We start from the raw sequence: 12,772 nt of genomic DNA on the forward strand, positions 1-12,772 counted from the left end.
CAGGGTATCTAGATGAATCATTTTTTTAATTACGGAAAAGTGAATAAAAAGCAGGGGTGATTGGCAAATTTGTTTTGTTAAATCATTCTGTTTGTTATTATATCTGCTCATTATCTGGCATTAGTCTTTGCTGAATAGCTGTTCTTCTTTTATAAGAGTTTTGATTATGCCAATAACTGCTTTGTTAAATGCTGCGTTAGCTAAACGCAGTGTGCTTCTCTGTGTTGCTACTGATACCTTAAAAACAGATTGCTTCCGTGTTTTTCATGGCACGGTAGAAGGTATTAATGGACTCAATATTGATCGTTATGGTGATGCTTGGTTAATCCAGACTTTTCATGAAACACTTTCTGCTGAAGACATCAAAGTGATCAGTGACATATTAATTGATGTTGCTGATTTACCCATTGTATATAACGACCGCTCTAATAAAAATTCTCGCATTCATAACGAGCTTAGTGCTGATGAAACAGATTATGCACAATCTGAACAAGTTATGTCAGAAAACGGCATTTTGTTTACCAGCAAGTTACGTCATGAAGGGCAAGACCCTCTATTATTTTTAGATATGCGTGTTGGCCGTGAATTTGTAAAAGCGAATAGTCACAAAAAAAGTGTCTTAAATTTATTCTCATATACTTGTGGTATCGGAACGGCTGCTGCTGTGGGTGGTGCTAAACGTGTTGTTAATATTGACTTTTCATCTTTTGCATTAGCGGCAGGACAAAAAAATGCGGAGTTAAATGGTGTTGAGTCCGTTTGCCAGTTTATCCAAAGTGATGCTTTTCCTGCTTTGCGTCAGTTAGCGGGGTTAAAAGTCACTAGCCGCAATAATAAGCAATTACCAAGTTATCCCAAAATGTCTGCATCACAATTTGATCTGGTTTTTTTAGATCCCCCTCGTTTTGCGAAAAGCGCATTTGGTACCGTTGACTTGGTGAACGATTACCAAAGTTTATTCAAACCTGCACTACTAACGACAAAATTAGGTGGCACTATTGTTTGTTGTAACAATGTCGCTAAGGTTGATAAAGCAGTTTGGTTTAATAGTTTAGTGCGTTGTGTTGAAAAACAGGGGAGAGAAGTAAGCCATGTTGAATGGTTAGATTGCCATCAAGATTTCCCATCATTTGATGATAACCATCCATTAAAAATAGTGGCATTAACATTGAATTAGTTCTTCATTAGTACAAAAAAAGCCGAGTAGTAAACTCGGCTATGATATTAAAATATAAGCTTATCTTAACTTTCTATTAAGCGTAGTGCAGTGCTTTTAACACCAGGGTAATCTTCTTCAGGTAAAATGTCAGCAAGCTGTAATAATTTATTAGCTAAGGCTGAATTGCTTTCTGCTGAGACGTTAATATGTCCCATTTTACGACCGATTCGTTGTGCTTTACCGTACCAGTGGCTTTTAACATCACTGATGCTAAGTACTTGCTTGCTGATTGATGCCTGACCTAATACATTGATCATTGCGCTCACTTTCTGCAATTGAGTATCACCTAATGGTAAACCGGCTACCGCACGCATATGGTTTTCAAACTGACTACAAACAGTACCTTGTTGTGTCCAGTGACCTGAGTTATGCACACGTGGTGCAATTTCATTAACCATTAATTGACCACCTACATCAAAGAATTCAATCGCTAATACACCAACATAATCCATTTTTTCTGATAATTTATTAAATGCATCAATGGCTTGCTGTTGAACATTAAGATCAATTTCAGCCGCTAATGATAACGTTAATACCCCGTTTGTATGTTGATTTTCAGTAACAGGATATATTGCGATATTGCCTGCTTTATCACGTGCACCAATAACAGATACTTCACGATCAAAGGGGATCATCTTTTCTGCAATAATACTGTGAGGGAAAGCTTCTGTACCGGCTTTAATAAACTCTGCCATTTCAGCCCAAATAGTATCTATTTGCTCGACTGATTTTAAGCGCCATTGCCCTTTACCGTCATATCCCGCTTGGCAAGTTTTAATCACTAAAGGTAAACCTAATAATGATACTGAATCAACTAAGTGTTGTTTTTCAGTGATCAGTTTATAAGGAGCAGAAGGAACGCCAGTTTTATCAAGTAGTGCTTTTTCAATACTACGATCGCCACCGGCTTTGATTGCAGCTTTACCCGGGAAGAACTTGCCACTATCACAGCAAAGAGTGAGTACATCATCAGGGATGTGTTCAAATTCACAAGTGATCACGTCAACAAAAGCGATAGCATCTTCAAGTGTTTGCTCAAATGACTGTAATGTCAGTGGGTGAACAACTTGTTTTGTGCCTACATCATACGCGCGTATGTTTAAATTTAAGGGCGCAGCTTCTAAGCTCATCATACGTGCAAGTTGGCCTGCACCTAATACTAGAATATTCATATTAAATCGCTGGATCTGGGTTAGCTAAAACAGTATCTGTTTGTTTTTGACGGAATGCGTCAACTTTTGCAAGTAATTCTGGTTGCTGGCAAGCTAGAATTTGTGTTGCTAATAAACCGGCATTTGCAGCACCGGCTTCACCGATTGCAAGAGTACCTACTGCAACACCTTTAGGCATTTGGCAGATTGATAATAAAGAGTCGATGCCTTTTAGTGCTTTAGATTGAACCGGTACACCTAATACAGGCAAACTAGTAAAAGCAGCAGCCATACCTGGCAAATGTGCAGCGCCACCAGCACCAGCGATAATCACTTTAATGCCGCGTTCAGCAGCACTAGAAGCGTAATCAGCTAATAACTGTGGAGTACGGTGTGCAGAAACAACGCGTGTTTCATATTCAATTCCAAAAGAAGCTAGCATATTTGCCGCGTGCTCCATGGTCGGCCAGTCAGACTTCGAGCCCATAATAATTCCAACTTTCATGCGTACTCCTGTTGTAAGGGGATTGTTTATATAGTTTAAATAATGCGCGCGATTATACCCGTTACCCCATCATATGCAAAGTTCACCCGGTGAATTGGCTAAGTGATTTTAGGTTAAGGATTTTGATTTAATTAAAACTTCATCACTATGGAGATGCTTATATTACTATCGTTGCAGTAAATTAACGTAATCGCTTACCGGTTAATGCATCATGAATTTGTGAAGGATTTTCCAACCCCGTGACAGGCTGATCAACGATATAATCAAGTAGTGGATTACTAATAAACATTTGTGCGACTTGCTGTGCTGTTACACAAGCTTCTAATCCCGATAAATTTGCACTAGTGGAAATAATTGGCTTACCAAACTCTTGGCATAGCGCTTGTACTACAGGATGTTTAGTGACTCGGACTGCAATGCTATTAAAGTCTCCACTCACTAATTTTGATAATGAACTTTGTATTGGGACAACCCAAGTAAAGGGGCCCGGCCAAGTTGCTTTGATATTATTGAGTTGATCGCTGCTTAATGATGAAAAATCTGCATAATTTTGTAATTGTTCGATATTAGCTGCAATTAAAATCAACCCTTTATACGCAGGGCGTTGTTTTAAATCGAGAATTTTTTGAATGGCAACTTCACTGTCGGGATCGCAACCTAATCCAAAAACAGATTCAGTAGGATAAGCAATTACACCTTGGTTTTTTAATGCAGCGATTGCATCAGGAAGATTGTAATGGGTCATTGAAAATCAACTTTAAAATTATATGTTTAGTGAAATTAGATAGGATGTTTGTGCGGTATAAAAACAACCTTATTTTGCCTTTAATTATATCGGCTTACTACGATAACCACATCCTTTTTTAGGACAAATTATACGTAATGCAGTGCTGGTTTTTCGCTCAACCATAATTGGCCAATGACATTCAGGGCAAAACTCATTGACTGGTTTGTCGTTTACCGCATATTTACAAGTAGGGTAATTGCTACAGGCATAAAAAGTTTTACCAAAACGAGACTGACGTTGAACCAATTCTCCTTTTTTACAACTTGGACAAGTAATTGCTGCTTCTTTTTTAGTTTCTGGTGCGGCAACATTTTGTTCTGAAAGCTGAGCTGTGTGTTCACAATGAGGGTAATCGCTACATCCAATAAATAAACCAAAGCGACCTTGTTTTAGTACTAACTCTTTTGAGCAAAGAGGGCAGCGACTACCTGTGAGTACTTTTTTTATCTCGCCTTTTTCATGTAGTGGACGTAAATAATCACATGCAGGATAACTGCTACAACCTAAAAATGGCCCTTGTTTACCATTTCTAATATGTAATGGTGACGCGCATTTAGGGCAGGCTTCAGATACTTTTTTATGGTGAGTGTTTAAATTGCTCATATTAATGAATCAATCCTTCCTCAAAATCCATTAGCATTGATTCTAATTGTAAAAAGGCACCGTCACTCATTGGGTCATTAAATAACACCATCAGAATTAACCACTTTAAATCTTCTAAAAGAAGTTCTGTGGTGTCTAGAGACATCACACAATCAATAACAACTTCACGTGTATGTGTTGTTAAAATTTTAGCTTCTTCTAAGTAGCTGATATAAGTTTGGCATTCTATAGAAATATGACGTTGCTCTATTTTATTATAAAAACGATGTGATGTTGCTTGCTCTGCTAATGTTCTACTTTGTGGATCTTGGGTATGCATGCTCGCTAAATTATCTAACCATGCTAATGCTTTAGTGATCTCAGATTTTTGAAAGCCTTCTTGCATTAATTCATCGGTCACCTCTTGTGCATCAAGCTCCATTGTTTGATCAACTTGGATATAGCTTTCAAAGAGATACATGATAATTTCGAACATAACTAACCTTTTAACTTAATGTAACCTTGCGGTTGGGCATTAATTGTACCATTTATCTCTAGTTCTATTAACTCATTTTGTAAGGTGACTACATCTAAGCCACTGCGCGCTAAAATAGTATCAAAAGAGGTTAGGTGATAATCAATCATATCGAGTAAAAAATGTTTATCTTTTAATGTGTTAAGTTCAGGTTCTTCAGTATGAGTAATAAGCATTAACTGTGGAAATTCATTCATAATATCTGTGCAATTTAATACTAATTTTGCACCTTGTTGAATGAGCTGCAAACAGCCACATGCTTGTGGGTTATCCACAGAGCCCGGTAGTGCAAACACTTCTCTATTTTGCTCAATAGCATAACGAGCCGTAATTAAAGAACCACTTTTAACCGACGCTTCAATCACTAAGGTGCCTAAACTTAAGCCAGAGATAATGCGATTACGTCGAGGGAAATTAGTTGGGTAGGCTGGAGTATCTGGCCAAAACTCAGAGATTAATAAACCTGTCTCGCGGATTTTATTCGCTAGTGAAACATGGCGTTTTGGATAGAGTTTATTTAAGCCGGTACCCAATACGGCAATAGTTGCACCTGTTTCAGCTAAACACCCCTGATGCGCCATACCGTCAATACCAATTGCTAATCCACTAGTAACCGTTAACCCTGCTTGTGCAAGTTGTTGCGCAAAATCATGTGCTTTTTGTTGTCCGTATGGTGTACAGCTTCGACTACCGACAATAGCAATTTGTGGAGAAGATAATAAATCGATATTACCCTGTGCAAATAGTAATAAGGGAGGACTGCTGATCTGTTTTAATAATTCAGGATAACGTTTATCACCATAGCTAATAATATAGTTATCTGATGCTTGTTGTTGCCAATCGATACAATGCTGAATAAACGTTAAATCAGGCTCTAAAAATGCTTTTATTTGATCAGGTTTAAGGTGATATTTGGCAAGTTGCGTTTGATTAAGTTGAAATAGTTGTTGGATGGAGTGATGAGACAAAAGCGTAAATATTTTACGCTTTTGTAATGCTGGAATAGCATCTAATGCTATCCAGCAACAAAGAGGGTCTGTATTCATATCAATATCGTCAAATAGATCTTGTTGAATAAAAACCTCCTTAGCTTTTAATATAAAAGAGGGTTAAAACTCTAACCCTTCAATTTTATATTTAGCACCCATGGCATCTGTTGCGCGCATTACGATAGCAATACTTGTTTTTTCATATACCTTGAAAACCATTAATTCACCAACACGTTGAGCTGGGATCATTAAATCTGGATCACCCATTTTTTCAAACGCATTACCGTCTTCTTGGTAAATTATTTTCTTATCACTCACTAACACAGCAGGACCTGAACGTAAGATAGAGAACATAGAGCCAATTTGAACACTATCTTCTTTACCTTTATCAATCACCACAATATCCCATTTGCCAATAGCAACTGCATTGTTCAGTGCTGCTAAGATATGACCTTTTTCAGTTTTTGGCACAGATTGAGGAATAAAATAAGCCGGTAATGTTTCATATTCAGGGATTGGTAAAATTAAATCACCTTGACGCGCTTCTTGAGAGCTTCTAATGAAATCCATTGGTGTTATTTTTTTCGTTCCCTCAACATCTGGGCTCGTTGATACTTGCGTATGTCCAATAAAGATTAGTTCAGAGCCTAATGGATCTCCAGTTTCAACATTTCTATAAACATCACCTAAACGATAAATACCATAAAGTTTCTTTTTATCGAATTGACCTTGAGCATAAAAAATATCTCCTTCAAAAAAACGTGGAGAAGCATTCGCATCACCTAATAAACGAGGAGCATCTTTCACGAGGTCAGGGTCAATAATATGATCTTTTGATAAAAATGCAGAAATGGCAACTAATGGAATTGTTGGAATTGGTTGACCTTTCTTTTCCAAACGTGGTGTTGGCGATAATCTTTTTAAAAGCTTACGTGTTAATTTAGGTTCTCCATCTACCCAAATTAGCTTTAATACGTCACCAGGATAAATTAAATGTGGATCGGCAATATGGTCATTTTCTTGCCATAAACGAGGCCATAACCATGGACTGTTTAAAAATTGAGTTGAAACGTCCCAAAGAGTATCATTCTTCTTAACAGTATATGTCTCGGGGCGATCTTTTTTCAATGTTATTATGTCGGCAATTGCCGACATTGAAAGTGCCGCACCAATAACCAGTGAAGCAATTAGTTTTAATTTCATAACAATCCTTGTCCTGTGATTAATAAAACTGTTTTTTGTAAAAGGAAATGACTAGAATTAACATTCTTTAACATTAACTATGAGCCAAATAATATCATGCCTTTATTAGAAGTATTACATTTTCCGGACGAACGCCTACGAACTGTTGCTAAACCCGTTGACAAGATCACACCTGAAATCAAAAAAATAGCATCTGACATGATTGAAACCATGTATGACGAAAATGGCGTTGGTTTAGCTGCTACTCAAGTAAATATTCATCAACGCATTGTTGTTATCGATGTTTCTGAGAGTCGCGATCAAGCAATTACACTGATTAACCCAACTATTATAGAAACGTCTGGAGTTGAAGTATCAGAAGAAGGTTGTTTATCTGTTCCTGATACAAATGCTGATGTAGAACGTGCTGAATTCGTTACTTTAGAATATTTAGATTTAGAAGGTGAAAAACAAGTAGTGAAAGCTGAAGGTTTATTTGCTGTTTGTATCCAACATGAATTAGATCATTTAAAAGGTAAGCTATTTATTGATTACCTTTCACCATTTAAGCAAAAACGTATTAAAGCTAAGTTAGAAAAATTACAGCGTCAAAATAAAAAATTCTCATAGTTTTTTATTTTTCTTTACATATTATTTAAGGTTGTTGCGTGGAAAAACTAAATATCATCTTTGCTGGTACCCCCGATTTTGCTGCAAATCATTTACAAGCATTAATTGATGCAGAGTTTAATGTTGTTGCTGTTTATAGCCAACCAGATCGCCCAGCAGGTCGCGGTAAAAAATTAACGGCTAGTGCTGTTAAAGAAGTTGCATTAGCAAATGATATTGCGGTTTATCAACCAGAAAACTTCAAACAAGCTGAAAGTGTGGAACAACTTGCTACATTGAAGGCTGACCTGATGATAGTTGTTGCTTATGGTTTAATTTTACCAGTGAGTGTTTTAACAACACCGCGTTTAGGGTGCTTAAATGTGCATGGTTCATTGTTACCTAGATGGCGTGGTGCAGCTCCTTTTCAACGTGCAATCTGGGCGGGTGACAAAGAAACGGGTGTGACCATTATGCAAATGGATGAAGGTTTAGACACCGGCGATATGTTAAAAAAAGTAAGTTGTCCAATTGACGCTGATGAAACCAGTGCTTCGTTATACGCGAAAGTAGCAAAACAAGCCCCTGCAGTATTAATTGAAACGATTCAGCAGTTACAAGCAGGTGAATTAGTTGCAGAAAAACAAAATGAAAGTCATGCAACTTATGCCAAAAAATTGAGTAAAGCAGAAGCGTTAATTAACTGGCGTGATGATGCTACTTTTATTGACCGTTGTATTCGCGCATTTAGCCCGTGGCCTATTAGTTATTTTGAATGGGCTGGGCAAACAATTAAAGTGCATAAAGCGACTATTGTAGAATCTACCACCACTGAAAGTGCAGGTGCTATTATCAAGGTTGATAAAAACGGTATTCAGGTGGCAACAGGTGAAGGTGTTTTAAATTTAGAAATTATCCAATTAGCAGGTAAAAAAGCAATGCCTGTGCAGGATGTGTTAAATTCGCGTCGTGAATTATTTACTGTTGCTAGCAACTTACTTGAACAAGGCCAAACATAATGAACGTACGTGCAATTGCCGCTAAAGTACTAAATCAAGTCGTAGAAAAAGGGCAATCGCTTTCCCAAGCTTTGCCTGCGATCCAACAAGATCTCTCTCCTAAAGATAAAGCCCTAGTCCAAATGCTATGTTACGGTGTTTTGCGTACGCTTCCTCGTTTAGATTTTTTCTGCCGTTCATTAATGAAAAAGCCGTTAACAGGTAAACAGCGTGATTTACACTTTCTAATTTTAGTGGGCATTTATCAGCTTTTATATACGCGTATTCCAAGTCATGCCGCTGTTGGTGAAACGGTTAATGGTGCAAAAGCATTAAAAAAACCAGCCTTAAAAGGTATGGTAAATGGTGTATTAAGAAGCTTTTTACGTGAGCAAGAGAGTTTAATTGAAAAAGCAGATCAACAACCTGCGCTTTTATATTGCCATCCAAGTTGGTTAGTTAAACGTTTGCAAGCGGCTTATGGCGAAGAAAAAGCAGTGCAAATAATGACTGAAAATAACCAACAAGCACCCATGTGGTTACGTGTAAACTCACGCTTTCATGATCGTGAGCAATACCTTGCGTTGTTGACTGAACAGGAAAAAACGGCAAGCATTGCTGAATTTAATGATAACGCTTTATGTTTAGAAAATGCTTGTGATGTTTACCAACTACCAGGCTTTGAAGCTGGTTGGGTTTCAGTACAAGATGGAGCTGCGCAGTTAGCTGCACATTATTTAGATGCACAAGCAGGTGATCTTGTTTTAGATGCCTGTTCCGCTCCAGGCGGAAAAACGGTTCACACATTAGAGTTACAACCTGAACTGAAACAAATGGTTGCGGTGGACTTTGATGAAAAACGTTTATTACGTGTGAAAGATAATTTGCAACGTTTAAATTTACAAGCAACGGTCATTCATGGTGACGCTTCAAAACCAGATGAATGGTGGTCAGGCGAGCAATTTGATCGTATTTTATGTGATGCGCCTTGTAGTGCAACTGGTGTAATACGTCGCCATCCTGACATTCGTTGGTTACGTCGTGATAGTGATATTAGTGAATTAGTGTCATTACAAAAAAACATTTTATCTGCGTTATGGAAAAAATTAAAACCAGGAGGCGTGCTTTTATACGCGACCTGTTCTATTTTACCTGATGAAAATGACTTACAAATCAATGATTTTTTACAAACAACAAGCGACGCATCATTAATTCCATTAGTTGCGCAATATAATAATGAGGCAACACCTCGTCAAATATTGCCAAATGAACAAAAAATGGATGGCTTTTATTACGCTAAATTACAAAAAGCGTTATAAAAAGAGAGCAGCCCACAGTAAATTGATAAGCAGTGAGAGCAAATGAAAATTATTATTTTAGGTGCAGGACAAGTAGGTGCTTCTTTAGCGGAAAACTTGGTTGGCGAAAATAACGATATCACCGTAGTGGATGAAAACCACGAAGCCTTACAAGAATTACAAGATCGTTTCGATTTACGTGTGGTACATGGCAGTGCTTCTAGCCCACATACACTAGGTGAAGCAGGTGCCGTTGACGCAGATATGTTGATTGCTGTCACCAACAGTGATGAAGTGAATATGGTTGCCTGTCAAATTGCATTTACATTGTTTAATGTTCCTAAAAAAATTGCCCGTATTCGTTCTCAAAGTGTGGTTATGCATGAAGCTGAATTGTTTAACAAAGATGCTTTTCCTATTGATCACATTATCGCGCCAGAAAAGTTAGTAAGTGATTACATTGCACAACTCATTGAATATCCAGGTGCATTACAAGTAGCTAACTTTGCTAATGGCAAAGTTGGGCTGGTGGCTATTCGAGCTTATTACGGTGGTTCATTAGTAGGTAATGCGATTTCTGCACTAAAAGAGCACATGCCTAATATCGAAGCGCGTGTGGCGGCAATCTTTAGACGTGGTAAAGCGATTCGTCCGCAAGGTACCACTATTATCGAAGCCGATGATGAGGTGTTTTTTATTACCGCTAGCCCTAATATCCGTGCGATTATGGGCGAGATGCAAAAACTGGAGCATCCATATAAACGCATCATGATTGTTGGTGGTGGTTATATTGGTGAAAGCTTGGCTAAACGTTTAGAAAAAGAAAACTCAGTTAAGTTAATTGAGAAGAATTTTAAACGAGCAGAGTATCTGTCAGAAACCTTATCTAATACCATTGTTTTTTGTGGTGATTCGTCAGATAAAGAACTGTTAATGGAAGAGCATATCGATCAAACCGATTTGTTTATTACAGTAACAAACGATGATGAAGCTAATATCATGTCAGCCATGTTAGCAAAACGTCTTGGTGCTCGAAAAGCGATGGTGCTTATTCAACGTAATGCTTATGTTGATTTGATCCAAGGTAATATTTTAGATATCGCAATCTCCCCACAACAAGCAACATTATCAGCTCTTTTAACACATGTACGTAAAGCCGATTTAAAACATGTTTATTCGTTACGTGAAGGGCTTGCAGAAGCGATTGAAATTGTTGCTCGTGGTGATAGTACAACCTCTAAAGTGGTTGGCAAAGAGTTAGCGCAATTGAAATTACCAAAAGGCACCAGTGTTGGCGCTATTGTACGTGACGAAGAGGTATTAATTGCACACGATGACACTGTGGTTGAAAGTGATGATCATGTTATTTTGTTCCTAGTGAATAAAAAATACATTAGTGATATTGAAAAGCTATTCCAACCAAGTCCATTCTTTTTATAAGTAGTAATCGATGACTTATCGCCCTCTATTTTTTATCACAGGTTTAGTACTGTCGAAAATGGCAGTATTTATGTATATCCCAATGGTTTTTGCTTTTCATAGCAAAACCTTTGGTGGCTTTGAATTCTTATTTTCCATTATTATTACCCATCTTGCCTCTATCTTGTTTATTTATCTGGGTGGCGAAGAAGAACGCTCTCATTTAGGTGTGCGCGAGATGTTTTTACTGACAACTGGGGTGTGGATGCTAGCAAGTTTATTTGCAGCTTTACCTTTTGTTTTTATTGAACATATCAGTTACAGCGATGCCTTTTTTGAAACCATGTCTGGTGTTACAACAACAGGAAGTACGGTATTGCATGGTTTAGATACTATGCACCCTAGTATTCTATTATGGCGCTCAATTTTACAATGGCTAGGTGGTGTTGGTTTCATTGTAATGGGGGTAGCTATTCTGCCTTTCTTAAATGTTGGTGGGATGCGTTTATTCCAAACCGAATCATCAGATTGGTCTGAGAAATCGTCAGCTAAAACACGTCGTGTGGCGTTAGATATCCTCTTGGTCTACATGTTTTTAAGCGTATGTTGTTTCTTTGGTTATCGATTAGCTGGTATGGGAACTTTTGATGCAGTTAACCATGCAATGACAACTATCTCCACCGGTGGTTATTCAACATCAGATAGCTCAATGGGGCACTTTTCACATTTTGCTCATTTAAACGCTGTGATCTTTATGTTTTTGGGTGGTTTACCTTTCTTATTATTAGTCAGAAGTGTACATAAAAAATCACTTGAACCTTTATGGAAAGATGCGCAAATTCAAGGTTTTGCTAAGTTAGTTTTTGTGTGTTCATTGAGTTTAAGTGCATATTTGGTCTATACGGGACAGTTTTCTTGGTTAGATGCTATTCGTTTAAGTGTGTTTAATGTTGTTTCCGTAGTGACCACAACGGGCTACGGGTTAGATGATTTTATTACTTGGGGAGATTTTAGTGTTGTTATCTTCTTTGGTTTATTATTTACAGGCGCATGTTCAGGGTCTACAGCGGGAGGTATTAAAATCTTCCGTTTCCAAATTGCTTTTAGTCTGCTCAAGCGTCAGCTTATGTTGTTAATGCATCCACATGCACTATTTCCACAACAGTATAATAATCGCAAAGTAAGCGATGACATACTAAGATCATTGATCGCATTCGTACTTGCATACCTCGCGACTATTGCTATTTCAACACTGTTATTAACTCTTTTTGGTTCATCGCCATTAACCTCATTAACCGCATCAATCACTGCCGTTTCAAATGTTGGACCAGGTTTAGTGCCTGAAATAGGTCCTTCGGGTAATTTTGCAGGTTTGCCTGATGCGTCTAAATGGGTGTTATCCATTGGTATGTTGATGGGACGTTTAGAGATTTTAACCGTTGCAGTTATATTTACACGTCACTTTTGGCGTCGTTAATCAGATAATAAAAGAGATCTA

General features: G+C 37.8%; 13 protein-coding genes. 6 read left to right on the forward strand and 7 right to left on the reverse strand.

Annotation, left to right across the window (positions count from 1 at the left end):
* The first annotated feature begins 166 nt into the window (after positions 1 to 166).
* Positions 167 to 1,177, forward strand: a complete 1,011-nt coding sequence (locus E2R68_RS09590) for a class I SAM-dependent rRNA methyltransferase (RefSeq protein ID WP_134277483.1) — start codon at positions 167 to 169, stop codon at positions 1,175 to 1,177.
* A 65-nt stretch (positions 1,178 to 1,242) separates the two neighbouring features.
* On the opposite strand, the gene E2R68_RS09595 is transcribed toward E2R68_RS09590, so the two are convergent.
* The 7 genes from E2R68_RS09595 to E2R68_RS09625 all read right to left on the reverse strand — a co-directional run bounded on the left by E2R68_RS09595 (position 1,243) and on the right by E2R68_RS09625 (position 6,971).
* The gene (locus E2R68_RS09595; protein ID WP_134277484.1) at positions 1,243 to 2,391 is read right to left on the reverse strand and encodes a 5-(carboxyamino)imidazole ribonucleotide synthase; all 1,149 of its coding nucleotides are present in this window, start codon (positions 2,389 to 2,391) and stop codon (positions 1,243 to 1,245) included.
* Position 2,392: 1 nt separating this feature from the next.
* On the reverse strand, positions 2,393 to 2,875 hold the full coding sequence (purE, locus tag E2R68_RS09600; RefSeq protein ID WP_134277485.1) for a 5-(carboxyamino)imidazole ribonucleotide mutase: 483 nt from the start codon (positions 2,873 to 2,875) through the stop codon (positions 2,393 to 2,395).
* A 181-nt stretch (positions 2,876 to 3,056) separates the two neighbouring features.
* Positions 3,057 to 3,620 carry an L-threonylcarbamoyladenylate synthase type 1 TsaC gene (gene tsaC, locus E2R68_RS09605; protein WP_134277486.1) on the reverse strand — a complete coding sequence of 188 codons (564 nt, stop codon included), beginning with the start codon at positions 3,618 to 3,620 and terminating at the stop codon, positions 3,057 to 3,059.
* An 84-nt stretch (positions 3,621 to 3,704) separates the two neighbouring features.
* The gene (locus E2R68_RS09610; protein WP_134277487.1) at positions 3,705 to 4,265 is read right to left on the reverse strand and encodes a DNA topoisomerase family protein; all 561 of its coding nucleotides are present in this window, start codon (positions 4,263 to 4,265) and stop codon (positions 3,705 to 3,707) included.
* Position 4,266: 1 nt separating this feature from the next.
* Positions 4,267 to 4,740: a Smg family protein gene (locus E2R68_RS09615; protein ID WP_134277488.1), complete on the reverse strand. Its 474-nt coding sequence runs from the start codon at positions 4,738 to 4,740 to the stop codon at positions 4,267 to 4,269.
* A 2-nt stretch (positions 4,741 to 4,742) separates the two neighbouring features.
* On the reverse strand, positions 4,743 to 5,825 hold the full coding sequence (gene dprA, locus E2R68_RS09620; RefSeq protein WP_243834640.1) for a DNA-processing protein DprA: 1,083 nt from the start codon (positions 5,823 to 5,825) through the stop codon (positions 4,743 to 4,745).
* 63 nt (positions 5,826 to 5,888) lie between these two features.
* A complete protein-coding gene (locus tag E2R68_RS09625; RefSeq protein WP_134277489.1) occupies positions 5,889 to 6,971 on the reverse strand; it encodes a LysM peptidoglycan-binding domain-containing protein in 1,083 nt (360 codons plus the stop codon).
* Between the two features lie 96 nt (positions 6,972 to 7,067).
* Between E2R68_RS09625 and def the strand changes: the two genes are divergently transcribed.
* The 5 genes from def to E2R68_RS09650 are packed head-to-tail and all read left to right on the forward strand — an operon-like array spanning position 7,068 to position 12,751.
* Complete coding sequence (def, locus tag E2R68_RS09630) at positions 7,068 to 7,580, forward strand: peptide deformylase (RefSeq protein ID WP_134277490.1); 513 nt, start codon at positions 7,068 to 7,070, stop codon at positions 7,578 to 7,580.
* Positions 7,581 to 7,618: 38 nt separating this feature from the next.
* Positions 7,619 to 8,578 carry a methionyl-tRNA formyltransferase gene (fmt, locus tag E2R68_RS09635; RefSeq protein ID WP_134277491.1) on the forward strand — a complete coding sequence of 320 codons (960 nt, stop codon included), beginning with the start codon at positions 7,619 to 7,621 and terminating at the stop codon, positions 8,576 to 8,578.
* The gene (gene rsmB / locus E2R68_RS09640; RefSeq protein WP_134277492.1) at positions 8,578 to 9,876 is read left to right on the forward strand and encodes a 16S rRNA (cytosine(967)-C(5))-methyltransferase RsmB; all 1,299 of its coding nucleotides are present in this window, start codon (positions 8,578 to 8,580) and stop codon (positions 9,874 to 9,876) included. The genes fmt and rsmB overlap by 1 nt, the downstream gene beginning before the upstream one ends.
* A 42-nt stretch (positions 9,877 to 9,918) precedes the next feature.
* Positions 9,919 to 11,295: a Trk system potassium transporter TrkA gene (gene trkA / locus E2R68_RS09645; RefSeq protein ID WP_134277493.1), complete on the forward strand. Its 1,377-nt coding sequence runs from the start codon at positions 9,919 to 9,921 to the stop codon at positions 11,293 to 11,295.
* Between the two features lie 10 nt (positions 11,296 to 11,305).
* A complete protein-coding gene (locus E2R68_RS09650) occupies positions 11,306 to 12,751 on the forward strand; it encodes a TrkH family potassium uptake protein (RefSeq protein WP_134277494.1) in 1,446 nt (481 codons plus the stop codon).
* Positions 12,752 to 12,772: the final 21 nt, after the last annotated feature.

Source organism: Psychromonas algarum, from assembly GCF_004376845.1.
Taxonomy (GTDB): domain Bacteria; phylum Pseudomonadota; class Gammaproteobacteria; order Enterobacterales; family Psychromonadaceae; genus Psychromonas.

Bases quoted from the DNA above. Each gene is read 5' to 3' on its own strand.
- E2R68_RS09590 (WP_134277483.1), top strand. From the start codon at position 167: ATGCCAATAACTGCTTTGTTAAATGCTGCGTTAGCTAAACGCAGTGTG.
- E2R68_RS09595 (WP_134277484.1), bottom strand. From the start codon at position 2,391: ATGAATATTCTAGTATTAGGTGCAGGCCAACTTGCACGTATGATGAGC.
- purE (WP_134277485.1), bottom strand. From the start codon at position 2,875: ATGAAAGTTGGAATTATTATGGGCTCGAAGTCTGACTGGCCGACCATG.
- tsaC (WP_134277486.1), bottom strand. From the start codon at position 3,620: ATGACCCATTACAATCTTCCTGATGCAATCGCTGCATTAAAAAACCAA.
- E2R68_RS09610 (WP_134277487.1), bottom strand. From the start codon at position 4,265: ATGAGCAATTTAAACACTCACCATAAAAAAGTATCTGAAGCCTGCCCT.
- E2R68_RS09615 (WP_134277488.1), bottom strand. From the start codon at position 4,740: ATGTTCGAAATTATCATGTATCTCTTTGAAAGCTATATCCAAGTTGAT.
- dprA (WP_243834640.1), bottom strand. From the start codon at position 5,825: ATGAATACAGACCCTCTTTGTTGCTGGATAGCATTAGATGCTATTCCA.
- E2R68_RS09625 (WP_134277489.1), bottom strand. From the start codon at position 6,971: ATGAAATTAAAACTAATTGCTTCACTGGTTATTGGTGCGGCACTTTCA.
- def (WP_134277490.1), top strand. From the start codon at position 7,068: ATGCCTTTATTAGAAGTATTACATTTTCCGGACGAACGCCTACGAACT.
- rsmB (WP_134277492.1), top strand. From the start codon at position 8,578: ATGAACGTACGTGCAATTGCCGCTAAAGTACTAAATCAAGTCGTAGAA.
- trkA (WP_134277493.1), top strand. From the start codon at position 9,919: ATGAAAATTATTATTTTAGGTGCAGGACAAGTAGGTGCTTCTTTAGCG.
- E2R68_RS09650 (WP_134277494.1), top strand. From the start codon at position 11,306: ATGACTTATCGCCCTCTATTTTTTATCACAGGTTTAGTACTGTCGAAA.